Below are 23,585 nucleotides of genomic sequence, written 5' to 3' on the forward strand. Positions count from 1 at the left end.
CCGGTTCAGAGGCCGAGCGTGGGCACCCAGACGCTCTGGGGGAAGACGCCGACGATGGTCAGCACCGCGATGAGGAACGTGCCGACGACGATGGCCGCGGCGGGCGGGTCGAAGTGCGTGTCGGCGTGCGCGTAGAAGATTCGCTGGACGACCTCGCCAGCGAGCGCAGACACGAGACCGAAGACCGCGCCCACGACCAGCGCGGGCAGGAGCGGAATCGCGGCCGCGACCTCTCCCGGCGGGGCCGCCGAGACGGCCATTCCGGCCGGTGCCAGCGCCAGCGCCGCCGTGCTTGCCGGTAGACTGATGTGGTGAGTCACCGGAATCTTCTCGACGCCGCAGTTGAGGAACACGAGGCTGGCCGCGCTGATGCCGAATGCGAGGAAGGGACTTCCGGTCTTGTACGCGGTGAACGCCGCGAGGATACCGACCACGAGACCGAGCACGGCGACGTTCGCCCACTTGTACTGGTGGGGGAGCCACGGCTCTACGACGAATCGGCCCTCTGCAGTTCCACCGTCTGCGGCGGGTTCGCCGCTCCCGTCGCCGTCGGCGGCCGCGGCCTCGCCGATGATGCGGCGGTCGCCGTCCTCGAACGGTTTCATGTTGAGGATGCCGCCACTGGTGTCGCCGATGATGTCGTAGCCGAAGACGAGTCGGTGAACGATAGCCGAGAGAACGACTCCCATGGCGATGGGGTCGTACGGCATTCCGGCCGTCGACGAGGCGACCGTCAGCCAGTAACCGACGACGCCGAACGCGCCGCCGACCGCCAGTACGTCGGGCTTGGTGCCCTGCGCGAACGCGATGTCCTTCGCGTTGTGGTAGTCGAATCCCGACTCCATGTATCCCTTCTTCGCGGCGTAGGCGGCCGCGGCCGCCCCGCCAGCGAAACTGATGGCTGGGGAGAACACCGGACCGAACGCGATGGAACCGGTGATGCCGACGGCGGCGAGTTCGTTCGCCGCGCCCGCGTCCGACGCGCCGGCGACCGTCTTCCCGATGACGTTGGCCGCCTCGCCCGCGATGACCATGAAGCCGGTGAAGATGAACGCCGGGAGTGCCCCGAGCGCCGCACCGAACGCGCCGCCCGCGAACGCCGCAAGAAGCATCTCCAGCGCCCACAGGTCGCTCCAAGCCATTTACTCGTTACCTCCGTCGCGTGCCCAGTCGCGCGAGCGTTCGACCGCGTCGGCCCATCGGTCGTACATCTCGTCGGCCTCCGCTTCGGCCATCTCGACGTCGAACTCGCGGTCGACCCGCCAGTTGTTCCGGAGTTCGTCGGGGTCGTCCCAGTAGCCGACCGCGAGTCCGGCGGCGTACGCCGACCCGAGCGCGGTGGTCTCGTCGACCTCCGGGCGGACGATTTCAGTGCCGATGACGTCGGCCTGTAACTGGCAAAGGAAGTTGTTCTTGACCGCGCCGCCGTCGACCTTGAGGCGACTCATCTCGATGCCGCTGTCGGCGACCATCGCTTCGGCCACGTCGCGGGTCTGGTAGGCGATGGATTCGAGCGTGGCGCGAACGACGTGTTCCCGGCGGGTGCCGCGAGTCATCCCGACGATGGTGCCGCGGGCGCGCTGGTCCCAGTGGGGTGCCCCGAGACCGGTGAACGCCGGGACGACGTAGACGCCGTCGGTCGAATCGACGCTTCGCGCGAGGGTCTCGGTTTCGGCGGCGTCCTCGATGAGCGTCATGTCTTCGAGCCACTCGATGGCCGCGCCGGTGACGAAGATGGCTCCTTCGAGGGCGTACTGGACGGGTTCGCCCGACCGCTGGAACCCGACCGTGGTGAGCAGGCCGCGGTCGCTGTCCACCGCCTCGTTGCCCGTGTTCATCAGGAAGAAGCTTCCGGTGCCGTAGGTGTTCTTCGCGTCGCCGGCGTCGAAACAGGTCTGGCCGAAGAGCGCGGCCTGTTGGTCGCCGAGGGCGCCGGCGACCGGAACCTCCGCGCCGAGGAAGCCGTCGGGGTCGGTCGTCCCGTAGTAGTCCTCGTCGCTGGAGGGGCGTACTTCGGGGAGGCAGGCCGCAGGTACGTCGAACTCCCTGAGGAGTCCGTCGTCCCAGTCCATCTCGTGGATGTCGAACAGCATAGTCCGCGAGGCGTTGGTCACGTCGGTGACGTGGTTCCCGGTGAGGTTGTAGATGAGCCAGGAGTCGATGGTCCCGAAGAGGATTTCGCCGTCGGCCGCCCGCTCTTCGAGGTCGGCAGGTCGGGCGCGCTGGGTCTTGATGGGGTCGGCGTTGTCGAGGAGCCACTCGGCCTTGGTGGCGGAGAAGTAGGCGTCGGCTTCGAGGCCCGTCTTGGCTCGAATCTCCTCGACCTTGCCTTCGGCTTCGAGTTGTTCGACCCGGTCGGTCGTACGGCGGTCCTGCCAGACGATGGCGTTGTGAACCGGCTTACCGGTGTCGCGGTCCCAGAGCAGCGTCGTCTCGCGCTGGTTGGTCACGCCGATCGCGGCGAGCTGATCGGCGGAGAGCCCTGCGTCTTCGAGTGCGGCCCGGACGACCGACTCGGTGTTCTCCCAGATTTCGAGTGGGTCGTGTTCGACCCAACCGGGTTCCGGGTATATCTGTTCGTGAGTTTCGTAAGAGTTGGCGACGACTTGGCCGCCGTGGTCGAAAACCATGAAGCGGGTCCCAGTCGTCCCCTGGTCTATTGCTCCGACGTACGTTTCCTTGGTCATGCGTTAGTCACCAGTGGTTGTCGCCCGCCACTACCGGGTTCACGACACCTTGCGTACTTTACGCATGGTCCCGTTCTACCAGTAAACAATATTGACTTTCGTTATAAAACTTTCGTCAGACTGCCCCGATATGGGGTGTTTTGCCGGAAATAAGTCCCGGTATGCCACTCAGAAAGGTAGTTACTCCAAGAAGACCAGTGGCGGTAAAGTGAAGTAGCGGTGGTCCTACTTTTGAGAAAACGGATGACCGCTACCACGGACGTTCTCGTTATCGGAGGGGGTTCCACCGGCACCGGCATCGCCAGAGATTTGGCGATGCGAGGGGTCGACGTCACTCTCGTCGAGAAGGGGAACCTGACTCACGGGACCACCGGGCGGATGCACGGCCTGCTCCACAGCGGCGGGCGTTACGCCGTCTCCGACCAGGCGAGCGCGAAGGAGTGCATCGAGGAGAATCGGGTCCTCCGGGACATCGCCTCCCACTGCGTCGAGGAGACCGGCGGGCAGTTCGTCCAGTTGGAGGGCGACCCCGACGAGTACTTCGAGGAGAAGTTGGAAGGCTGTCGAGAGTGCGACATTCCCGCCGAGGTGCTCACCGCCGAGCAAGCCCGCGAGGTGGAACCGTACCTCACGAAGGACGTGAAGCGCACGATTCGGGTCCCCGACGGCGCTATCGACCCGTTTCGACTCTGCGTCGCCAACGCCATCAGCGCGGAGAACCACGGTGCGCGCGTCGAGACTCACGCCGAGGTCGTGGACCTGTTGGGCGATTCGGACCGCGTCACCGGCGTGAAAATCCGCCACGAGAGCGGCCCCGGAAAGCGGTCGCACGGGCGGTCCGGCGAGACCGAGGAGATTCGCGCGGAGTACGTCGTCAACGCGACGGGCGCGTGGGCGGGACAAATCGGCGAGATGGCCGGCGTCGACATCGAGGTCCGACCGTCGAAGGGAGTGATGGTCGTGATGAACTGCCGGCAGGTCGACACGGTCGTCAACCGATGTCGACCGAAGGGCGACGCCGACATCGTCGTACCCCACGAGACGACGGCCATCCTCGGTACGACCGACGAGGAGGTCTCCGACCCCGAGGACTACCCCGAGGAACGGTGGGAGGTCGACCTGATGATAGACGAACTGAAGCGACTCGTCCCCATCCTCGAAGAGGCCCGGACGGTCCGGTCGTTCTGGGGCGTCCGCCCGCTGTACGAACCGCCGGAGGTCGGGAGTTCGGACCCGACCGATATCACCCGCGACTACTTCCTGCTCGACCACGAGGAACGCGACGACCTCCACGGACTCACCTCCATCGTCGGCGGGAAGTTCACCACCTACCGGATGATGGCCGAGGAGATAAGCGACCACGTCTGCGACCAACTCGGGGTCAGCGCGACGTGCCGCACTGCGGAGGTCCCCCTTCCGGGCAGCGAGGACGAATCCGTGCTCGACGCCGGAATGGACCGTTTCGGCCTGCGCTCGCCGGTCGCGCGCCGCAGTTCCCAGCGCCTCGGAAGTCGCGCGGAGGAGGTGCTCTCGGCGACCGAGCCGAACCCCGTCCTCTGCGACTGCGAAGCCGTCACTCGCGCGGAGGTTCGGGACGCCATCGACCAGTCGGGCACCGACCTCAACGCGGTCCGAATCCGGACCCGCGCGTCGATGGGCAACTGCCAGGGCGGGTTCTGTTGCCACCGGATGGCGAGCGAACTCCACCCCGAGTTCGACGAACCGCAGGCCTACGCCGCGCTGGACGAACTGTTCGAGGAGCGGTGGAAGGGCGAGCGTCACGCCCTCTGGGGCGAACAGCTCTCGCAGGCCGCGCTCAACTACGCGCTCCACGCGACGACGATGAACCGGGACCGCGACCCGGCCTCGGCCCGGGGCCGCAACTCGGCCGAGGGCGAGGACGCCGAACCGCTCGACTTCGGCGCGTTCGACCCGGGCGAGTCGCCGGTCTCGAATCCCGCCGCCGACGGAGGACAGCGTGGCGATTGAAGACGACGTGGTGGTCGTCGGCGGCGGTATCGCCGGGATGACCGCCGCGCTCGCGGTTGCCCGGGAGGGCGCGGACGTGCGCCTGCTCTCGCACAAGGACTCCACCCTGCGGAGCGCGAGCGGACTCGTGGACGTGCTGGGCTACCCGCCGGACGAGACCGGCGAAAGCTCCGGCCCGCTCGCCGACCCCTTCGAGGCCATTCCGGAGTTACCCGACTCCCACCCCTACCGAACCGTCGGCGTCGAGGGCGTCCGCGACGCGCTCGGTCTCTTTGACGAGGTCGTCGGCGACCGCTACCGCGGCGGACACACCGACCGGAACGCGCTCGTGCCGACTCACGGCGGGTCGATAAAGCCGACCGCGCGCTACCCCGCGACCGCGGCGGCCGGACTGGCGAGCGACGACCGGAACGCCCTGCTCGTGGGGTTCGAGACCGTCACCGACTTCGACGCGCCGCTGGCGGCCGACCACCTCGTATCGGCGGGGGTCCCGTTCGCCGCGCGCGGCGCGACGATTTCGTTCCCCGGCGACTTCCGGGTGGACGCGAAGATAACCCGGTTCGCCGACGCGCTCGACGCCGACGAGCGCGTCACGGTGCAGGGCGACGGCTACGCGACGGAACTCCCGGCCCGCGAGGCGCTCGCGGAGGCCGTGAAACCGCACCTCCGCGGCGAGGAGCGCGTGGGCTTCCCCGCGCTTCTCGGCCAACACGACACCGAGGCAGTGCGCGAGTCGCTCGAAGCCGAACTCGGCGCGGCGGTGTTCGAGGTGCCGATGGGTCCGCCGAGCCTTCCCGGGATGCGCCTCGAAGGCGCGCTCGTGGCGGCCTGCCGGGAGGCGGGCGTGCGCTTCACGACCGGGAACCCCGTCGTGGACTACGAGAGCGACGGCACGGCGGGCGGCGGGGAAATCGGGGCCGTCCGCGTCGAGCGCAACGGCGCGTCGATTCCGTTCCACGCCGACCAGTTCGTGCTGGCGACCGGCGGCCTCGTGGGCAAGGGCATCGACTCGGACCGCGAGGGCGTCGCCGAACCGATTTTCGACTGCCACGTCCCCCACTCGAGCGACCGGTACGACTGGTTCGCCGACGACGCTTTCGGCGACCACCCGTTCGCCCGGTTCGGCGTGGCGACCGACGACGACCTCCGACCGCTCGACCAGAAGGGCGAACCGGAGTTTTCGAACCTGCGCGCCGCCGGGGCGGTCCTCGGCGGGTACGACTTCGCCGCGGAGAAGTCCGGAAGCGGCGTCTCGCTCGCTACCGGGCGGGCGGCCGGGCGGGGCGCGGCGCTGGAGGTGACGAGGTAAGCATGAGTGACGCAGAACAACCGACAGACGCGAACGACGTGCGAGAGGAAGAGACCGTCGCCGACGACGAGTTCGAACCGGTGCAGGTGTTCCCCGAGAGCGAGGACATGGACCTCCGACCGGGGAGCGACGACTGTTACAAGTGCTCGACTTGCGACACCAACTGTCCGGTCGCGGAGGTGGACGACGACTTCCCCGGGCCGAAGTTCCAGGGGCCCGAGCAGTGGCGACTCAAGCGCAAGGACGACCACGACATCGACGACTCGGTGATGTCGTGTTCGAACTGCATGCGGTGTGACTCGTCGTGTCCCTCCGACGTGCCCCTCAGCCAGATGCACAACACGGCCCGCGGCGAGTACGTCGAAAAGCAGATGGACAAGCTCTCGCGAGAGTACGTTCGGAACCGGATTCTGGCGAACTACCGGACGATGGCCGAGCTAGGGAGCAAAGTGCCGCGCCTGACCAACTTCGTGATGGGCAACTCGCTCGTGCAGGCGTTCAACGAGAAGGTGCTGGGAATCACCTCGGAACGCGAGTTCCCCGAGTTCGCCGAGCAGACGTTCCGCGAGTGGTGGGACGAGCGAGGCGGCCCGCAGGTCCGCTCCGAGGAGAAGCGGGTCGCCTACTTCCACGGCTGTTACTCGAACTACAACACCCCGGCGGTCGGCAAGGCGATGGTTCGACTGTTCGAGTCGTTCGGCTACGAGGTCGTCGTCCCCAAGCAGCGGTGTTCGGGGACGCCGATGTTCGCCAACGGGATGCTGGACGACGCCAAGCGGGCCGCCGGAATCAACGTCGAGAACTTTTCTGGGCTCATCGAGGAGGGCTACGACGTCATCGCCTCCTGTACCTCCTGTTCGATGTCGCTCCGCCAGGAGTACCCCGAACTGTTCAGCTACGACGGGACGGCGAGCGTCGCGGCCCACACCTACGAAGCCCTCGAATACCTGCGTCTCCACGAGGACCTCGAAGCCGAGTTGGAGGACGCCGAGGTCGATGCAGGCGAGTTCGCCTACCACGCGCCGTGTCACGCCCGGAATCAAGGGCTCGCCGGGCAAGCGGTCGAAGTCCTCGACGGCCTCTCGGGTGCGAACGCCGAGGACGTGGGCGACTCGTGTTCCGGCATCTCGGGCACCTACGGTTGGAAGGAGGAGAAGTACGACACCTCGATGAAGATCGGTGCCGAGATGTTCGACCACATGGAGGAGACCGAGGCCGAGACCGGCATGACCGAGTGTCCGACGTGCGCGATGCAGATGGAACACGGAACCGGCTACGAGATTCGCCACCCGCTCGAAGTGCTGGAGGAGGCTCTCGTCGACGAGGGGAGCCACTGAGCGACGATGGACCTCGAAGACCGAATCGCCCGGCGACAGACCACGCGGGACGACGGCCTGATCGTGGACCGGAGTCCGCTGAACCCCGCCGTCCACCTGACGGACCCGGTCGGTCGCGGTCCCGTCCTCGAACGCTTCCTCGACGTGCTCGACCCGGTGTTCGACCAGCGACTCCCGCCGGACGCCGCAGTCTACGGGCCGAAGGGAGCGGGGAAGTCGGCGGTCGTGAGCGCGCTGTTCACCCACCTGAACGACCAGTTCGGCCGACGCCACCAGCGAATCGGCACGACTACGCGCGCCGGAACCGCCACCGACACCATCGAGTTCGTTCACGTCGACGCCTACCGCACGACCAGCGAGTTCCAGTTCCATCACACGCTACTCGACGCCATCGTCGACGAGTCGGTCCCCCGGCGCGGGGTCGGGACCGAACGACTCCGCGAACGTGTCGTCGAGCAGTTCGCGTCGCCGACCCGGACGGCCGTCGTCGCCGTCGACCACGTCGCTGGCGAGAACTCGCCCTCCGGGGCCGACCTCCGCGAGTGGTTGACTCCGGTCGAGGACGACGTGGCGCTCGTGGTCGTCGGCCGGGCGGTTCCCGACGGCTGGAACTCGGAGACGGTCCACGTCCCCGAGTACCGACAGCACGCGCTCGTCGACATCCTGACCGAACGGGCCTCTCGGGCGTTGGCGAGCAGCGCCCTCAGACACGGACAGGCCCGGCACGTCGCGGAGTGGGCAAGCGGCGACGCCCACGACGCCCTCGCCGCCACGTTCGGTGCGGCCGAACTCGCCGACGAGGACGGTGCCGACCGAATCCGCGCGACCGACGTCGACGCCGGAATCGACGACGTGCCGGACGACGGCATCCACGTCGGGCGGGTCTTCGCCTTGCCGGAGAACCGGCGGAAGGTCCTCTCGGAACTCCTGTCGCTCGACGCGACCCCGCCCATCGACGAGGCGGCCAGCGCCATCGCGGAGCGCTCGGACCTGTCGGCGGCGACCGTCAAACGTTTCCTGTACGAACTCGCGGAGCGAGGCGTCCTCGAACGAGTTCAGACGGACTCGACCGACGGGAGCGGCCGACGTCCCAGTCGCGTCGAACCGCGGTTCCCGACGCTCCCGTTCCGCCGCGTCGACGGTGAGCGTCGGGCGTAGGGGAGACGCTCGGTCATCGACCGACGCCGACCGGGGAGTCGGGAGCCTCGGACACCAACCAGAGACCGACGAGAGCGGCGACTGCGTCGACGGCCGCGACCAGTGTTGCGGTCGTTCGGAACGGGCGGTGCCACGGTCCCGCGCGAACCGCGTCCACGTGGTCGGGGTTGGGCACGCCGAAGTGGAAGTAGAGGCCGAACGCCAGCGACGCCGCCATCGAGACGGCGATCAGCCACGCCCCTCCTCTCGGTCGTCCGTGCCAGAGCAACCCGAACGCGACCAGCGGTGCGAGTACGACCACGGCGAAGACGAACGCCCACTGCCACGTCGCCAGCGGGACCGGAGCCGCGAGGTGCGGAACGCCGTGCGCGAGATTGGCGACGAGGTGGAGACCGACCGCGAGCGCCGCGACCTGCAGTTCGCGCGCCATCTACGCCTCCGGCGTCGACGTCGCGGTCGTCTCCGACGCCTCCCCGCTCCACTCGTAGCCGTCTCCCGTCTCTCGGAGCCACCCCTCCTCGCGCCACCGTCGGACCACCGCGTCGAGTCCCTCCCGATAGGTCGGATACCGCGGCTTCCAGGCGAAGTCCCGCCGGAACTTCTCGGCGGTGGTCGGCATCGGATTCGTCAGGAGTCGCACCGTCGCCTCGCCCGCGAGGTACTTCGCCACCCACGCCGGGACGCGCCGGGGGTCCGGCGCGTCGAGGCGGTCGGCCAGACCCCGGAAGAAGGCGGCGACCGTGACGGGTTCCTCGTCCACGACGTGGTAGAGGCCGGTTTCCTCCCCGGTCGTCGCTTCGGCGAACGCCGTCGCGGCGTCGTCGACGTGCAGGAACGACAGTTCGGCGTCCTTCCTGCCGAGTAGTCCGCGGCCGATTATCGGCGCGTTTCCGGCGAGCAACTCCTCGCCGAAGGACCAGAGGTGCGCCGAGTCGTGGGCGTAGAAGAACCCACACCGGAGAACGGTCGTCTCGAACCCCGAGTCCGCGGCCGCGTCCCGGGCGATTCGCTCGGCGTCGAGCGCCGACTGGGTGGCCCGGTTCGGGTTCGGTTCGGCGGTCTCGTCGAACCGGGAGCCGTCGGGTCGGCGTGCGACCCAGACGATGCTCTGCTGGACGAATCGGTCCGCACCGACCTCGTCCGCGACGGCGGTCAGGTTCTCTGCGCCCTCGCGGCGCACGCGGTCGTTTCGCTCCCAATCCTCGGGGGCCGGTTTCTGGTCGGTCGGGATGGCGGTCGCGGCGTGGACCACGGCGTCGGCTCCGGTCGCGGCCTCTCGGAGCGAATCGCGGTCCAACACGTCGCCGCGCCGGGGGTCGCCGCCGCGCGCTCGGACCAGTTCGTCGCCCGGTTCGTCTCGCGCGAGTCCGACCACTTCGTGGCCGCGGTCGGCGAGTTCGGCCACGAGTCGGTGACCGAGGACGCCGGTCGCGCCCGCGATGAATACTCGCATGTGAGAACGGTCGACCGGGAAGACGGTAGCGATTCTGCCGGACCTGCACGGTGGGTTTATAAGCGCGGCGGCCGCGAATCGGCCCATGCGTCGCGTCCAACTGACGTTCTACGCGCCCGACGCCGAGGTCCATCCGCTCCACACGTTGATGGCCGAGCGCGACTACGTGGACGCCGCAGAGATGGTCCACTGGAACGACGCCGGCGAGAGCATGACTCACGCCTTCTACATCGAAGGTGACCGCGAGGCGTTCGTCGCGGAACTCGTCGAGACGCCCGAGGTGCAAGCGTACGACCTCACGCCGGTGGCCGAGGGTCGCTTCTACGTCCACGTCCGGGCCGAGACGACGCCGGTCCAGCGGGCGATGTTCGACGCCTACAACGAGGGCGGCGTCGTGGTCACCTCGACGCTCGAACACACCGACGACGGCGGGGTGACCTTCGAGGTGGTCGGCACCGCCGAAGCGTTACAGGACCTTCACGGCGCGGCCCCCGACGGTATCGAGGTAGATATCGAGCGCATCGGCGGGCCGTCCGCGGATTACGAGACGCTCCTCTCCGAGCGCCAGCGCGAGGCCGTCGAGGTGGCCGTCACGGTAGGTTACTACGATGTGCCGCGGAGCGCGACCCACGAGGACGTGGCCGCGAAACTGGACTGTGCGCCGAGTACCGCGTCCGAACACCTCCGAAAGGCCGAGTCGAAGGTTCTGCGGACGCTGTTCGGCGAGTAATCGGTCGAAGAACGGACGAGCGGTCGCGTCGGTCAGTCGTTTCGCGCCGCGGACGTCGCGGTCGGCTCGTCCTCGACGTAGTCGAGGTCGTCGGTGTAGTAGTCCACCAGCAGGACCGCGACAGCGCCCGCGAGACCCGCGAGCAGGGTCGCAGCCACGCGCGCGACCGGCCACGCGCCGTCCGCGCCGACGACTCTGGCGACCGGAAGTCGAAGCGCGCCGACCATCAGCGCGACGAGGAACGTGAGAGTCACCTGCCGGTGGTTCGCTAACGCCCACTCCACCACGCGGGCGAAGGTGAGGATGCCGACCGCCGCGCCCGCGACGAACGACGCGACCGCCACGGCGGGACCGACCGCGGGTTCGAGCGGCCCGCCGCGGACGACGCCGACGGCCTCGTCGATGAACTCGTGGAGCGCGTTCGACATGAAGATGTACTGGCCGAACAGGATTAGCAGGAACGACCCCGAGACGCCGGGCAGAATCATCGCACAGATGGCCACCGCACCGGCCACGAACAGCACGAATGGCGAGTGGGGGACCGCCGCCGACGCAGACTCACCCGCGAGCAGGAAGGCGACGACCAGACCGACGAGTGCGGCCGCCTTCTCGCCGCGGGTGTCGACTCGGACCTCGCCCCAGAGGACGACCGCGGACGCCGCGATGAGACCGAAGAAGAACGCGAACAGGACCGCCGGCGACGACTTCTCGATGCCGGCGACCGCTCCGGTCACGCCGACGATGGCCGTCATGATTCCCGCGCCGAGGACGAGCAGGAACGCGACGTCCATCTCGCGGAGCATCTCCGCGATTCGCTCGCGGGCGTCGGGGTCGTACGCCCGCGGCAGGTCGGCCAGCACGCGCGGGTCGAAGGCGGCGATAGCGCCGACGAGTCGCTCGTAGATGCCGGTTATCAGCGCGATGGTCCCGCCGGAGACGCCGGGCACGGCGTCGGCGGCACCCATGGACACGCCCTTGAGGTAGACGGAGAGCCAGCCTCGCATTGAGGGAGAGATACGACTACCGACCGGAAAACGGTTTGCTTTCTCGGGAGACGACGACGGGGACGTTCGCTCGTCGTTTTAGCATGGTATATAATTTCCTCTAATGTAGAAATGTTTCTTAGACATCATTCTATCCGTTTTTCCGTCGTAGCAGTAACTCGACGCTCGGGGTCGACCGCGCGCGTTCCAGAGCGAGAGACTGTTCGGAAGAACGACAGGAGCGACTCGTTCGGTGCGAGACGCGCAGTTCGGTCACGGGCGAGAGAACGGATGCTTACTTCCGCTCGATCTGCCAGTAGACGTACTGACCCACGAGCGGCGAGAGGTTATCGAAACCGCACCGCGGACAGTCGAGGGACGCCTCGCCGTCGGTCTCGACCGACAGGACGTGCCCACAGTCGTTGTGGCAACTGACTTCGTCGTGGGTATCGTCGAGGACCGCCAGTACGTCCTCGTAGTGGTTGGTCTCTAAGTGCGTCTTCGCCCGCGTTTTGAGCCTATCCACAGCGGCCGCTCGTACCGTCGACTCGCAGAAATCGCAGTCGAGTTGATACGCCTCCATCAGTTACCCCGGACGCTGGATTTGTATGGTTCCGTCGGCCTGCACTTGGACCTGACGCCCGTAGTAGTCGAACGCGACGTAGCCGTCCGACCGGGCTAACCCCCCGTTCGGAGAGCGGAACAGGTCGTTCAGCGCCTCGGTATCGATTACCGAATGAAGCGGTCGTAATCCCATCGGGTCGGTTCGAGTCTCGGACCCGACCGCACGTACGACAGCTTCCGTGACGGATTCACCGTCGTGAACGCGATACGTCGAGTCACCGTCCGCTCGCTGACTCCGGCCGCTGGCCGAGTCGCGCCCGTCGGATTCCGTCGTCTCCACGTTTCGGAAACAGGTGCCCTTCGCCTCCGCGACGTCTGTCGAGTTGAAGCGAGTCATTCGAGATGAACCCACTCTTCCGTAGGGGCGTGACCCGATTGAGTAGCCGGACCGATTATGCAGGTTGTTTAAAAGACCATGAGCAGCCAACGTGTGACGCACCGCGAATAGAGAGCAGGCAAGTGGTCACTGTCGGGCCACCGTCTCGCCGATCAGGTTCCTGTGGCCGCGGCGCAGTCGGTCGGCGAACGATTGGCGAGCGATGGCGAGTTCCTCGGCCAACGTTTCGAGGTCGACCTGTCGGGGAAAGTCGTAGTAACCGTTGTTGTACGCGAGGAGCAGGGCTTCCCGCTGTTCGGGCGTGAGGCTGTACTGACCCGTCGAACCCGTCTCGCCGACGTCGTACAGACGAACCAGTTCGACGTCGATGTCGAGATCGGTGCAGTACTGCTGGAACGCGACGATCTGGTCGGTGTCTTCGGCGCGGAACTCGAAGCGCCACTCTTCCTGCGTGCCCGTGGCCGAGAGCAACGTGAGTTCCGCATCGACGATACCGGTGAAGACGCCTTCGACGTTTGGGTCCCAGTCGGCCCGAACCAACCCTTGGGAGTCGAGTTCGTCGACGATAGCGAACGATTCGAGCGCCCCCTGCGCTTCGAGCGTCTCCCGGACGCGTTCGGTGGGGACGTTCCGAACCCAGAAGTACGGCAGAACGCCGCGGTTCGTGGGAACGACGCGCTCTATCTCGATAGTCACGTCCGGCAGCGTCTCGAAGATATGTCCCAAAGGAAAATCGTCCGCTGGGACGGTGAATTCGGCTATCGTCGCCATACAGAGTGGAGGGGGTATAGTTAGATAAGCGCGATGCCCAGATACAGAGGAGCAACGCCGGAATGCCGAGTCCGTGGCGGTCGTGACGGCCCACTCTCTTAGAGACTGTCTCCCCGTCCTACTGGTCGGAACGACTCAGTACAGCTAGTTTCCGTCACCACGAGAGTAGCGACAGCGCTCCTCCCACCGTGGTAAATCGAACGTCGGCGAAGTAGAAAGAGACGAATCGGACCGCAGTCGATTGCCGATTACTCCCGACCGGCGACGACGAGCGCACCGGCGTAGGCACCGACCAGGCCGACTCGCGCGGGAGCAGTCTCCTCGCGCTCGGGGAGTGCGTCGGCGGGCGTCGGGCGCGCGTCCGCGTCGGATTGGGTACTCTGGCCTGCGAGCGCCGAGGTGTTCGTCTCGTCGTTACCGCTCGTCTCGTTGTCGGTCGACGTTTCGTTACCGGATGCGGTCTCGTTACCGGGCGCCGTCTCGTTGCCCGACGGGTTCTGCTGGACCGAGACCGACTCCTCGGTCAGTTCGACCGTCGCGTTCTGGTCGCTCTCGCCGATGACCTGCGCCTCGGTGACGTCCGTGGAGGCGTTGTGGAACGTCAGGTTGCCGTCCTCGAAGTTCCGCGGCGTGTAGAACTGGTACGGACCCTCCGCGCGCACGCTGACGTTCGTGTAACCGTTCTCCGGGCCCCAGTTCTCGTAGCCGGTCGTGGAGTACGGCAGGGTCATCGTGAACTCGCCGTTCGGCCCGGTTTGGGCCTGCTGGCGGTAGGTGAACGAACTGCTCTGGTCGCTCGGCGACATCCGGACCTGCGCCGTGACCGTGGTGTTGGCCGGGCCGGTGCCCGTCACCGTCGCGCCGGGCACGCGCTCGAACGTCTTGACCCACGAGGGCGGGGTCTGGAACATCTCGTTGGGGCTACGAATCGCCTTCGCCTGCTGGAGGAGTCGCATCTCGCTCCGGAGCGTCTGGGCGTACTGCGAGGAGTTCGCGCCCGACGACTGGCTCTGCTCGACGATGCGGTAGTGTTCGAGCGCCGGAACCGGTTCGCTCGGGAACGGCCCGATACCGCCGATTTGAGAGGTCGTGTCGTTGGCGACGAACTGCCGGGCCTGTTGCATCGTCTGGAACCGCCGGACGAGCGTGGCGTTCGGTCCCGACTCGCTGACCTTGTACGAGGCCGTCTCGCCGTCCGGAGTCTGGTAGGTCTGGGCGCGCCAGTCCACGACGATGGGTCTGGGTTCCGCTCGGCTTCCGTGGTAGAGGTAGAGTCGCGCGACCTGACTGTCGTAGTAGCGCTGGCTCTTCATCCGGAAGGCGAACCGCGGGCCGTTCTGACCCTGCTGGTAGACCGGACTGTAGAAGTCACCGGACGAGACGTTGTCGTTGAACACCGTCGGTGCGGAGAACTTCGAACTCGGCTCGGCCATCTTCCAGTCGACCATCACGTACCGGGTCTCCTCGGCGCTGTCGTTGCCGAGCGTTTCGAGGACGTCGTTGGCGCGCTGCTCGCTGGGCGCGAGCAGGTAGTTCGCGGCGGTCGTAGCACCCTCCTGGAACGGGTTGGCGTTCGGAATGCGTTCGCCCTGGACCGTAATCCAGTGACCGTAGTCCCACCACGACATGACGCCGTACGCGCCTTCGGGGTAGTCGTAGTCGTTGTTGCTCTGGTCGTAGGTGCCGTAGTAGTCGAGTTCACCCTCGTTGTTGGCGTCTCCGTAGTCGCCCTCGGCGGGCGTGTTGTTCGCCATCCAGTCGAGCGACCCATCCCACTTGGTCACGGCCTGCGGGCCGGTCTCTCCGGCCGCCGCCGCGGTCTGGGTCCTGTCGATGGAGGGGTAGCCCGACGACCCGATGCTGGCGGGTGCGACCAGCACGGGCACCACGAGCAGAATCACGAACACGATAGCGAGTACCTGGTACCCCTCGACGTTGGTCAGCGACTCGCGGTCGGTGACGTTCGCCATCGAGAGGACCTGCTTGACGAGGTAGGCGTTCAGCACGGCGACCGGCACCGCGAGATAGTAGTTGAACCGCACCTGCGTGAACGCCGCCGCCGTGATGAAGGCGGCCCACACGAGGACGAGCAGTTGTTCGGCGCGGTGGTCGTCGGTCCGATAGGTCCGCCAGACCATCCAGACCGCGGCGACGACGGCCGTGAACAGCATCAGGCCGTACTCTCGGAGGATGACGTCGTACCACTCGATGCCGAACCGGGGTTGGGCCCGCGAGAGGAACGGTTGGGCCTCGCCGATGGTCCGGGTCTGCGCCCCTGCGCTGAAGCCGACGAATCGGACGAGGTTCCGCCGAACGAGGTTGAACAGCGACGGGAGCGCGACGTAGGTGAAGCCGACGACGGCGAGGATGATGCCGCCGACCGTCGCGGGGTAGAGCGCGGTCCCGAGGTCGCGGTCGTCCCACTCTCGGGCGAGCCACGCCATGAAGACGCAACCGCCGGCCACCGCGAACGCGAGCAGGGGTTGGAGCGGCGAGAACTGGGTCGGACTCATGTCGAGCGTGCCCAGCGGGACCAACAGGAGCAGTCCCGCCACGGTCATGCTGACCGCGCCGACGAACGCGAGGTGGTCGGGGCTGACTCCGCGGACGTAATCCGCGGTGAGTTTGATGCCGAAGAAGACGCCGAAGATACCGACGAGGAGGACGCCCGGCGGCCACGTCCAGAGGTAGAACGCGGTGGCGATTCCGGCGAGCGCGCTGTAGACGAGTGGCGTGCGAAGCGCCTCGAAGTCGCGGTCGGCGAGCAGTTCGTAGACGGGTTTCTCGCGCTCGGCGACGGTCAGCGCGACCATCATCGCCAGCACTGCGAACGTCTGGAAGAGCGGCTCGGCGATGTTGTGGTCGGCGAAGCCGACGAGACTCCGCCGGAGGAACGTGCCGGGGAACAGCGCGAGGACGACGACCCCGAACAGCCCACCGGGACGGCCGCCGAGGCGCTTGCCGACGAGATAGGTCGGGATGGCGATCAACGCGCCGAGGACTGCCGGAGCGACCAGAAGAGTCTTGGCCACCAGCGTACTGGAGGGGTCGCCCAGTCCGACGACGAGGGCGACGGTGGCGACGAGTTGGTCGTACAGCGTCCCGAACTGACCGACGCTGGTCCCGAACGGGAAGTAGGTCCACGGGTCGTACGGCATCGTCGCGGGCCAGTTGTTCACCGTGTACTGTACTTGCCGGAGGTGATACCACGCGTCGTTACCGGCGAAGAACACCTCGCCGTTTCTGATGAACTTTCCGTACGACTGGAGCCGTACCCACAGCATGAACGCCATAGCCGCGGCGAGTACGGGGACGTGATACCAGTCCTCGAACGAGTCGAGGACTGAACCGACCGAATCGGTCGAGTCCTCGACCTGCTCAGTCTGCTGGCTCATTGAGTTGATGAAGTGCCAAAACGCGCATAAGCCTTGTCATCTACCCCCGGTCGTAGTCGGCGTTCCGATGATGGACGCCGAGCGTCCGAAAGCAGCGGGCTCACGGCTCTCCGGACGGCCTAGGCGGTCTGGACGGTTCCGGGAAGAGCGTCGGTTGGCGGTCAGCCTTCCGAGCGCTGGCCCCACCCGAGAACCTGCTCGTAAACCGGTCCCAACACGTTGGCTACCGTAAGCCGGAAGTGGGAACTCGCGACCACGAGAACCGCGAAGTAGACGACTGCGCCGAAGCCCACGAGCGCGATTACCGGGAGCCAGTAGTTGAGCGTGACCATCTCTCTGACCTCGGTGACGACGAAGAACATCGCCAGTCCGCTCGCCGTCTGTGCCGCGATAGGGGCCGGGAAAATCGTGCCGCCGAACAGTCTCCGGCAGAGAAACTGGAACCCTCCGAACATCAGGACTTCGGCGAACAGCGTCGCACCGATGACGCCGAGCAGTCCGTACTCCCGAGCGAGAACGATTGCGAGCGGGATGTGGACGGCCAGACCGGCGAGATTCACCCGGAAGGTCAGTTCCGGCCTGTCGGTCCCGCTGATGGCCGATTCGAGCGGAATCTGGTAGATGTAGAACACGTAGAACAGTGCGATGCCGACGAGCGCCTCGCCGCCCTGCCCGAATCCCGACCCGAAGAACGTCCGCATCAACACGTCGGGGAGCGCGAGCGCCCCGAAGAACATCGGAATGCCGAGCAGTCCGGCGTAGGTCATGGCGTTCGCCACGTCCTCGCGCACGTCCTCGCCGAGCGACGACCGGCCGCTGACCTTCACCTGTAGGGGGTTGGAGATGCTGGCGGTCAACTGGGAAGCGGGAAGCACCAATCGGAGCGCTGTCTCGTAGAGGCCGACCGCGCCGGTGCCGACGAACAGCCAGATGATGATCGGGTCCGCGCGCTTGTACAGGTCGTTGACGAGCGAGGTGGGGATGCTCCACCGAGCGAACTTCCCGGTGTACGCGAACGTCTCCCGCGAGGGGAGCGCGGGTCGAACGCCGCTGACGACGGCGACGACGCCCGCCGTGACGAAACTCGCTATCGCCAGTCCGAGCAGGATGCCGAACGCCTCCATTCCGAGGAAAAGGAGCGCGAGCTGGAACACGAGGGTCACGACGCTCCGCACCGTGTCCAGCCAGAACGACCGGCCGGGGAAGCCGATTCCGGCGTAGAAACGGTTCAGAATCTGGAACGAGCCGACGCTGCTGAAAACGAGGACGATGCCGAGCACGTCGTCGGCCGTGATGCCCCTGACCGGCAGGGCGGGTGATAGGGCGACCAAGACGGCCGTGACGACCCCGACGTAGAGGACGTGGGCGGCGAGTCCGAGACCGAGATACTCCGCTGGGTCGGTGTCGACCTCGCTTACTCGTTTCTTGATTGCCTGACCGAGGCCCGCCGAGATTCTGACGAGCATCAGCGCGATGGCGAGTGCCGTGTAGTACCGTCCGACGCCGTTGGACCCAAGCACTCGCGCGAAAATCATGACGCCAGCGAAGCCGAACGCCGACATCGTGAACTTCGCAGCGACCGAGATCAGCGCCTCCCTGCCGATGTCGAGGTCAGCCGTGCTCATCGGTCAGAGGTAGCCAAGTGCTTCCAGGTCGTCGTGGGGGAGTTCGTCTTTCGTCACGGGTCTGGCGGCTCTGCTCTCGAACTCCTCTTTCGCCGCCATCAGGTCGTCGTCCTCGGCTGGGTCGCCGTCGAGGGTCACCACGCCCTCGTCGGTCGCCACGTGGTCGCGGTTCATCGCGGCGTGGCTTCCGTTCGAGGCCGCGTAGGCCGTCTCGCGCTCGAACGAACCGTGGTTGTACTCCTCGCCGAGCAGGAGCGTCGGCACGTCCACGAGGCTGAGAACGTCGCTCTCGACGGGAATGTTTCGGGTCGCCAGCGGCAGGCGGAGCAGTTCCGGACACATGGTGGCGTGGTGGCCCCACTCGCCGTACTCGCCGAGGAGTTCGCCGTGGTCCGCGACGAAGAGAACGCGCGTGTCGTCGGGAATCGCGTCCCAGAGGCGCGCGAGTCGGTCGTCGAGTTCCTCGACCTCGCCCTTGTACAGTTCGCGGGCGAGTCCGGCGTCGCGCTCGCTCGCGCGACCGTTCAGGACTCGACGGGTTATCTGCTGGGCTTCGCCGCGCGAGACGGGGCCGTCGTCGGGATTGTACGGGTGGTGTGGCTCCATGAAGTGAAGCCAGCCGAACCACTCGTCGCGGCCCTCGGTCGCGTCGAGGAACTCGGCGATTACGTCGGCCGCGGGACGGTAATCTCGGTCCACCGTGGACACGCGCTGTTGGACCTCTTGCACCACGTTCCAGACGCGGGAGGCGATACCGAACAGCGTACTTTGGGGAGTCATGTGTTCGGCGACCCGGTCTTTGAGACCTTTTTCCTCTCGACCCGGTGCCGTGAACTCGTCGAATCCGAGGTCGTAGCCGTATCGGTTCGAGAGGAAGCGGTTGGTAGAGACGCCGTACTTGTACGGGGAGTCGAGCGCGACCGCGACGTTCGAGTCGGCGTCGACGCCGACCTCGCCGGGATAGATGCCGCCGACGATGGACTGGAAGCAGGAGGGCGTGGCGGTGTTGGTCGCGAACGTCGCCGGATGAGACTCGCCGAGGAACTCCCTCGTCGCGGTCATGTACTGGTAGTGGTCGTACCGGAGCGAGTCGACCGTAACCAAGAGTGTCGTGTCAGTCATTGAAATCACTTGTAGCCAAGTGCGCTTAAGCGCTGTTCAACGTCGTCGTCGGTCACGTCCACGTTCTCCGCCTCGACCTCGGGTTCGTACTCACCCGAGTCGGACGCCGACAGTTCGACCCACGGAACCGTCTTGAGAACCGAGAGGGGAACGTGTCGGTAGTGGCCGTACAGTCCCCACTCGCCGAACGCCTCGCCGTGGTCGCTCGACACGACGAGGGTGTCGGCGTCTGTATTCGACAGGAGGAGTTCGACCTCTTCGAGGACCCACCGGAGGTTCTCCAGATACGCGCTCCACGCGGCCGACCGCGAGAGGTCGCCGGACTGTAGCAGGTCCCAGACGGCCCGGTTGTCGTCGGCGGCGAGTAGTCGGGCCGCCTCGGGTGCGGACTCTTCGAGCGACCGGTACGGCGTGTGGGGCTGCATGTAGTGAACGACGAGTCGGTCGGGGTCACGGTCGCGTTTGACCTGTATCGCTCGGTCGGTGACGCCTCGCGGCGGGATACCGCCGAACTCGTCGTCCCATCCGTAGCGCCACACCTCGTCCAACAGGTCGAACGCCTCGGCGTCGACTTGGAACTCGTCGCCGAATCGCTTGGTGTGGGCGTTCGCCGTGACGTAGGCAGTGCGCGAAATCTCGTCGGCGTAGGCCGGAGTGAAGTTGTCGTGAAGCCACTCCCACGAAGTGGACCCGAGCGACGTGAACGTCGGCACCGCTGGCGGAACGAAGTCGTACTCGTCCGCGACCTCTTCTAACGCGTCCACTCGGCAGGTATCGAGTAGGACCAACACGTCCCAGTCGCGCTCGTAAATCGGAGTACCCGCTGTGTCGAGACCTAACTCGTGACTGGCCCGCCGGGCGAACCCGCCCCAGAAGTCGTAGGCGGCCGACCGAGTGCCGTCGCGGACGCCGTACTCGGACAGTTTGAACTTCGTCTCGGAGACCCAATCTGCGAACGTCATGCGTCGTTGCTCCGGTTCATTTGTATCCGAGTGCTTCGAGTCGGTCGTTCACCTCGTCGTCGTCCATGCTATCGTCGTCCGCTCTGGAACCTGCGACTTCGAGTTTGGGTTCGTACGACCCGGTATCGGTCGCGCTGGTCTCGATCCACGGAACGCGCTTCAGGGCCGGAATCGGGACGTAGTCTGGGTGAGCGTAACACCACCACTCGCCCATCGCGTTCGCGTGGTCGCTGGAGATGACCACGGTGTCGGCGTCCGCGTTGTCGAGGAAGAGTTCGACGTCTTCGAGGACCCATTCGAGGTTGTCCCGGTACCCCTCCCACAGTTCGTCGCGTGAGAGGTTCCCGTCGAGGAGTCGGTGCCACGGGCCGCGCTCCTCGCCCGTTCCGCCGTCCTTGACTCCGAAGTTCTCCTCGGGGTCGCCCCACCGGAATCCCGCATCCGGCATCGACCGGAACGGGACGTGTGGCTGGAGATAGTGGACGACGAGTCGGTCCGGGTCACGGTCGCGTTTGACCTGAATCGCTCGGTCGGTCAGCGGCCGTGGCGGCATCAGGTCGCGCTCGTCGTCCCACGCGTAGCGCCACACCTCGTCCAGTAGTCCGAACTCGTCGGGGTCGAGGTCGCGGGTGAACGGATTGCCCGAGACGTACGCCGTGTTCGCCTTCTCGTCGGCGTACTCGTCACCGAAGTTCTTCTCCATCCACTCCTTGGACATCGACCCGGCCGAATCGAACACCTCGAACTCGGGGTCGAGGAACGGGAAGCGGTCCCTCTCCTCGGCGGCGACTTCCCGCATCAGGTCCACTCGACACGCGTCGAGGACGAGCAACACGTCCCAGTCTCGCTCGTAGATGGGTTCGCCGTAGTTCCAGACGTCGCGGCCGAACCGCCGAAGCATCCCTACCCAGAACTCGTTCGCGGAGGCGACGGCCCCTCGTTTTAGACCCATCGTCTGGAACCGCGTTCGAGTCTCTTCGAGCCAGTCGGCGAACGTCATAAGTAGCCGAGGTTCTTGAGTCGGTCTTCGTACTCCGCCTCGCTGACTTCTACGTCCTCGGCTTCGAGTTCGGGTTCGTACGCCCCGGTGTCGGTCGCGGAGAACGTCACCCACGGGACGCGCTTGAGCGCCGATATCGGAATCGGGCTCTGGTGGCCGTACACCCACCACTCGCCCATCGCGTTCCCGTGGTCGCTGGAGATAGCTACGGTGTCGGCTTCGAGATTTTCCGACAGCAACTCCACGTCGTCGAGAACCCACTCGAGGTTGTCGCAGTAGGCTTCCCACACGAGGTCGTGAGGCACTTCGCGGTCACGGAGTCGCCGCCAGAGCGTCTTGTGCTGGCTCGGTGCGGGGTTGTCGAGCCCCACCTCGAACCGGAACCACTCGGGGTACTCGTCCACCAGCGACCGGAACGGCAGGTGCGGTTGCATGTAGTGGACGATCATCCGGTCCGGATCGTGGTCGCGCCACACGTCGATAGCGCGATCGGTCATGGCCCGCGGTGGGACGACTCCGTAGTCGGTGTCCCAGCCGTACTTCCACACTTCGTCGAAGAGATACAGCGAGTCCGGGTCGGGAACGTCCCGCGAGTGGGGATTCGCCGTAACGTACGCCGTGTTCGAGAGTTCGTCTCCGTACGTTTCCGGGTCGAACGTCTTCGCTATCCACTCCGGAGAGCGAGACGCGACCGAGTTGGTGGCGTCTCGCTCCGGGTCGAACCCTTCGAGGACGTCGTAGTCCGTCTGCCCGGCCACATCGTCCAGCAGGTCTATCCTGCAGGCGTCGAGGACGAGCAACACGTCCCAGTCTTTGTCGTGAATCGATTCGCCGTAATTCCAGACGTGACGACCGAAATGGCCGAGCGCACCCGCCCAGAACTCTTGTGCTGACGCGTACGCTCCCTTCGTTACGCCGTCGTGTCTGATTCGGTCTCTACTTTCCTGGAGCCAGTCACTGAACGTCATAGTTGTTCTACTGTTGTCTGCTTCGCGTGCGGGTCGATCTCTGCCGCTTCTACCGCATTTTCGACCACCTCCCGCATCTCCTCTCTGAATCGGTCCGTGCCGAATCGCTCGGCGAAGGTTGCTATCTCGTCGGCACCCCACTCGACGCCCTCGCGCTCGAACGCCTCGATGGAGTCGCGGATGCTCGCGGGGTCGGGATCGTGGACCAGTCCGTTCTCGCCGTCGAGAATCTGGTACTTGGTGTAGCCCTCGTTCACGCCGAGGACGGGCGTCCCGCTGGCGAACGCCTCGATGGGGATGATGCCGAAGTCCTCGTTCATCGCGTTGAAGACGACTGCTTTCGCCTCGCCGAGCCGCCGAATCTTCTCCGCTTCGGACATGTAGCCGACGAACTCGACGTTCTCGGGCGCGAGTCGTTCGAGGCTCTCGCGCTCGTCGCCGGCCCCGCCGACGACCAGTTTGGCGTCGAGTCCCTCGAAGGCCCGGACGATGGCGTCGATGCGCTTCTCGGAAATCAGCCGGGAGTACGTCAGGTAGTAGTCCCGCGTCTCGCGGCTCTCGTACTGATCTACGTTCACGGGCGGGTAGACGACTTCTATCTTCTCGTCGGGGACGCCCCAGTAGCGCCGGAGGCGGCGGGCGACGAGTTCGCTGTTCGCCACGAACTTGTCCGGGAACTTCGTGTTCGGGAGGAACATCGTCCGCGCGACGAACGCGTACAGGCGGGAAAACACCGAGTTCGCACGTTGTTGGAACAGGTCGTAGGGAACCCGTGGCGTGCTGTGAGTGTAGTGGACGACGACCTGTTCGTCCTCGGGGACGTACCAACTCAGTTCGTTCTTCGAGAGGACGACCACGTCGTAGTCGGTCAGTTCGGGAATTCGCTGGGCGTTCCACGCGTAGTAGAGGTCCCGAAGAAACACCGACTGCTTGACCGCCGAGAACGGGGAGTCCTCGTAGAGGCTCCGGGCGTCCACGTCGTCGGAGACGTGTTCGTCGCTCCCGAACCCGTAGTACAGCGGCGCGTCGAACGTGCGGGCGAGTTCGTCCGACAGCGTTTCGGCACCGCCGCGTTCGAGGTAGTTTCCGTGGGCGATGGCGATAGACTGGTCGTTCATGCTGTTCTGTCGGTTCG

20 protein-coding genes are annotated in these 23,585 nt (G+C 66.1%); 5 read left to right on the top strand and 15 right to left on the bottom strand.

Annotated elements, in window-relative coordinates:
• Positions 1 to 5: 5 nt before the first annotated feature.
• Together E2484_RS22780 and glpK are read right to left on the bottom strand one after the other, a co-directional pair.
• Positions 6 to 1,142: a hypothetical protein gene (locus tag E2484_RS22780; protein ID WP_137287495.1), complete on the bottom strand. Its 1,137-nt coding sequence runs from the start codon at positions 1,140 to 1,142 to the stop codon at positions 6 to 8.
• Positions 1,143 to 2,687: a glycerol kinase GlpK gene (glpK, locus tag E2484_RS22785; RefSeq protein ID WP_137287496.1), complete on the bottom strand. Its 1,545-nt coding sequence runs from the start codon at positions 2,685 to 2,687 to the stop codon at positions 1,143 to 1,145.
• Between the two features lie 243 nt (positions 2,688 to 2,930).
• Here glpK and glpA point away from each other — a divergent pair, with 243 nt between their 5' ends.
• From glpA to E2484_RS22805, 4 genes are read left to right on the top strand one after another with little or no spacing between them, the layout of a single operon-like run.
• Positions 2,931 to 4,676, top strand: a complete 1,746-nt coding sequence (gene glpA / locus E2484_RS22790; RefSeq protein ID WP_137287497.1) for an anaerobic glycerol-3-phosphate dehydrogenase subunit GlpA — start codon at positions 2,931 to 2,933, stop codon at positions 4,674 to 4,676.
• A complete protein-coding gene (gene glpB, locus E2484_RS22795) occupies positions 4,666 to 5,985 on the top strand; it encodes a glycerol-3-phosphate dehydrogenase subunit GlpB (protein WP_137287498.1) in 1,320 nt (439 codons plus the stop codon). The genes glpA and glpB overlap by 11 nt, the downstream gene beginning before the upstream one ends.
• Positions 5,986 to 5,987: 2 nt before the next feature.
• The gene (locus tag E2484_RS22800; protein WP_137287499.1) at positions 5,988 to 7,322 is read left to right on the top strand and encodes an anaerobic glycerol-3-phosphate dehydrogenase subunit C; all 1,335 of its coding nucleotides are present in this window, start codon (positions 5,988 to 5,990) and stop codon (positions 7,320 to 7,322) included.
• A gap of 6 nt (positions 7,323 to 7,328) precedes the next feature.
• Positions 7,329 to 8,480, top strand: a complete 1,152-nt coding sequence (locus E2484_RS22805) for a Cdc6/Cdc18 family protein (protein WP_137287500.1) — start codon at positions 7,329 to 7,331, stop codon at positions 8,478 to 8,480.
• Positions 8,481 to 8,493: 13 nt separating this feature from the next.
• Here E2484_RS22805 and E2484_RS22810 read toward each other — a convergent pair whose 3' ends face one another.
• Positions 8,494 to 8,910: a hypothetical protein gene (locus E2484_RS22810; RefSeq protein ID WP_137287501.1), complete on the bottom strand. Its 417-nt coding sequence runs from the start codon at positions 8,908 to 8,910 to the stop codon at positions 8,494 to 8,496.
• Positions 8,911 to 9,933, bottom strand: a complete 1,023-nt coding sequence (locus E2484_RS22815) for an NAD-dependent epimerase/dehydratase family protein (protein ID WP_137287502.1) — start codon at positions 9,931 to 9,933, stop codon at positions 8,911 to 8,913. It abuts the gene before it with no gap.
• An 85-nt stretch (positions 9,934 to 10,018) separates the two neighbouring features.
• On the opposite strand from E2484_RS22815, the gene E2484_RS22820 reads away from it, so the two are divergent.
• Positions 10,019 to 10,663: a helix-turn-helix domain-containing protein gene (locus tag E2484_RS22820; RefSeq protein ID WP_137287503.1), complete on the top strand. Its 645-nt coding sequence runs from the start codon at positions 10,019 to 10,021 to the stop codon at positions 10,661 to 10,663.
• 32 nt (positions 10,664 to 10,695) lie between these two features.
• On the opposite strand, the gene E2484_RS22825 is transcribed toward E2484_RS22820, so the two are convergent.
• From E2484_RS22825 to E2484_RS22875, 11 genes are all read right to left on the bottom strand, one after another.
• Positions 10,696 to 11,667 carry a DUF368 domain-containing protein gene (locus E2484_RS22825; RefSeq protein ID WP_137287504.1) on the bottom strand — a complete coding sequence of 324 codons (972 nt, stop codon included), beginning with the start codon at positions 11,665 to 11,667 and terminating at the stop codon, positions 10,696 to 10,698.
• Between the two features lie 274 nt (positions 11,668 to 11,941).
• Entirely contained in the window at positions 11,942 to 12,229 is a 288-nt protein-coding gene (locus E2484_RS22830; RefSeq protein ID WP_137287505.1) for a hypothetical protein, read from the bottom strand.
• A gap of 3 nt (positions 12,230 to 12,232) precedes the next feature.
• Positions 12,233 to 12,607 carry a HalOD1 output domain-containing protein gene (locus E2484_RS22835; RefSeq protein WP_137287506.1) on the bottom strand — a complete coding sequence of 125 codons (375 nt, stop codon included), beginning with the start codon at positions 12,605 to 12,607 and terminating at the stop codon, positions 12,233 to 12,235.
• Positions 12,608 to 12,733: 126 nt separating this feature from the next.
• Complete coding sequence (locus E2484_RS22840; protein WP_137287507.1) at positions 12,734 to 13,378, bottom strand: helix-turn-helix domain-containing protein; 645 nt, start codon at positions 13,376 to 13,378, stop codon at positions 12,734 to 12,736.
• Positions 13,379 to 13,626: 248 nt separating this feature from the next.
• Positions 13,627 to 16,773: an oligosaccharyl transferase, archaeosortase A system-associated gene (locus E2484_RS22845; RefSeq protein ID WP_137287508.1), complete on the bottom strand. Its 3,147-nt coding sequence runs from the start codon at positions 16,771 to 16,773 to the stop codon at positions 13,627 to 13,629.
• 161 nt (positions 16,774 to 16,934) lie between these two features.
• Positions 16,935 to 18,398: a lipopolysaccharide biosynthesis protein gene (locus E2484_RS22850; protein ID WP_137287509.1), complete on the bottom strand. Its 1,464-nt coding sequence runs from the start codon at positions 18,396 to 18,398 to the stop codon at positions 16,935 to 16,937.
• Between the two features lie 3 nt (positions 18,399 to 18,401).
• Positions 18,402 to 19,520 carry a sulfatase-like hydrolase/transferase gene (locus E2484_RS22855; RefSeq protein ID WP_137287510.1) on the bottom strand — a complete coding sequence of 373 codons (1,119 nt, stop codon included), beginning with the start codon at positions 19,518 to 19,520 and terminating at the stop codon, positions 18,402 to 18,404.
• 5 nt (positions 19,521 to 19,525) lie between these two features.
• Positions 19,526 to 20,482, bottom strand: a complete 957-nt coding sequence (locus E2484_RS22860; RefSeq protein ID WP_137287511.1) for an alkaline phosphatase family protein — start codon at positions 20,480 to 20,482, stop codon at positions 19,526 to 19,528.
• A gap of 16 nt (positions 20,483 to 20,498) precedes the next feature.
• Positions 20,499 to 21,482: an alkaline phosphatase family protein gene (locus E2484_RS22865; protein WP_137287512.1), complete on the bottom strand. Its 984-nt coding sequence runs from the start codon at positions 21,480 to 21,482 to the stop codon at positions 20,499 to 20,501.
• Positions 21,479 to 22,450 (bottom strand): LTA synthase family protein, encoded by a 972-nt coding sequence (locus tag E2484_RS22870; protein ID WP_137287513.1) that lies wholly within the window; start codon positions 22,448 to 22,450, stop codon positions 21,479 to 21,481. The genes E2484_RS22865 and E2484_RS22870 overlap by 4 nt, the downstream gene beginning before the upstream one ends.
• The gene (locus E2484_RS22875; protein WP_137287514.1) at positions 22,447 to 23,568 is read right to left on the bottom strand and encodes a glycosyltransferase; all 1,122 of its coding nucleotides are present in this window, start codon (positions 23,566 to 23,568) and stop codon (positions 22,447 to 22,449) included. The genes E2484_RS22870 and E2484_RS22875 overlap by 4 nt, the downstream gene beginning before the upstream one ends.
• Positions 23,569 to 23,585: the final 17 nt, after the last annotated feature.

Source organism: Halorussus salinisoli, from assembly GCA_005239435.1.
GTDB classification, from domain to species: domain Archaea; phylum Halobacteriota; class Halobacteria; order Halobacteriales; family Haladaptataceae; genus Halorussus; species Halorussus salinisoli.

Bases quoted from the DNA above. Each gene is read 5' to 3' on its own strand.
- E2484_RS22780 (WP_137287495.1), bottom strand. From the start codon at position 1,142: ATGGCTTGGAGCGACCTGTGGGCGCTGGAGATGCTTCTTGCGGCGTTC.
- glpK (WP_137287496.1), bottom strand. From the start codon at position 2,687: ATGACCAAGGAAACGTACGTCGGAGCAATAGACCAGGGGACGACTGGG.
- glpA (WP_137287497.1), top strand. From the start codon at position 2,931: ATGACCGCTACCACGGACGTTCTCGTTATCGGAGGGGGTTCCACCGGC.
- E2484_RS22800 (WP_137287499.1), top strand. From the start codon at position 5,988: ATGAGTGACGCAGAACAACCGACAGACGCGAACGACGTGCGAGAGGAA.
- E2484_RS22805 (WP_137287500.1), top strand. From the start codon at position 7,329: ATGGACCTCGAAGACCGAATCGCCCGGCGACAGACCACGCGGGACGAC.
- E2484_RS22810 (WP_137287501.1), bottom strand. From the start codon at position 8,910: ATGGCGCGCGAACTGCAGGTCGCGGCGCTCGCGGTCGGTCTCCACCTC.
- E2484_RS22815 (WP_137287502.1), bottom strand. From the start codon at position 9,933: ATGCGAGTATTCATCGCGGGCGCGACCGGCGTCCTCGGTCACCGACTC.
- E2484_RS22820 (WP_137287503.1), top strand. From the start codon at position 10,019: ATGCGTCGCGTCCAACTGACGTTCTACGCGCCCGACGCCGAGGTCCAT.
- E2484_RS22825 (WP_137287504.1), bottom strand. From the start codon at position 11,667: ATGCGAGGCTGGCTCTCCGTCTACCTCAAGGGCGTGTCCATGGGTGCC.
- E2484_RS22830 (WP_137287505.1), bottom strand. From the start codon at position 12,229: ATGGAGGCGTATCAACTCGACTGCGATTTCTGCGAGTCGACGGTACGA.
- E2484_RS22835 (WP_137287506.1), bottom strand. From the start codon at position 12,607: ATGACTCGCTTCAACTCGACAGACGTCGCGGAGGCGAAGGGCACCTGT.
- E2484_RS22840 (WP_137287507.1), bottom strand. From the start codon at position 13,378: ATGGCGACGATAGCCGAATTCACCGTCCCAGCGGACGATTTTCCTTTG.
- E2484_RS22845 (WP_137287508.1), bottom strand. From the start codon at position 16,773: ATGAGCCAGCAGACTGAGCAGGTCGAGGACTCGACCGATTCGGTCGGT.
- E2484_RS22850 (WP_137287509.1), bottom strand. From the start codon at position 18,398: ATGAGCACGGCTGACCTCGACATCGGCAGGGAGGCGCTGATCTCGGTC.
- E2484_RS22855 (WP_137287510.1), bottom strand. From the start codon at position 19,520: ATGACTGACACGACACTCTTGGTTACGGTCGACTCGCTCCGGTACGAC.
- E2484_RS22860 (WP_137287511.1), bottom strand. From the start codon at position 20,482: ATGACGTTCGCAGATTGGGTCTCCGAGACGAAGTTCAAACTGTCCGAG.
- E2484_RS22865 (WP_137287512.1), bottom strand. From the start codon at position 21,482: ATGACGTTCGCCGACTGGCTCGAAGAGACTCGAACGCGGTTCCAGACG.
- E2484_RS22870 (WP_137287513.1), bottom strand. From the start codon at position 22,450: ATGACGTTCAGTGACTGGCTCCAGGAAAGTAGAGACCGAATCAGACAC.
- E2484_RS22875 (WP_137287514.1), bottom strand. From the start codon at position 23,568: ATGAACGACCAGTCTATCGCCATCGCCCACGGAAACTACCTCGAACGC.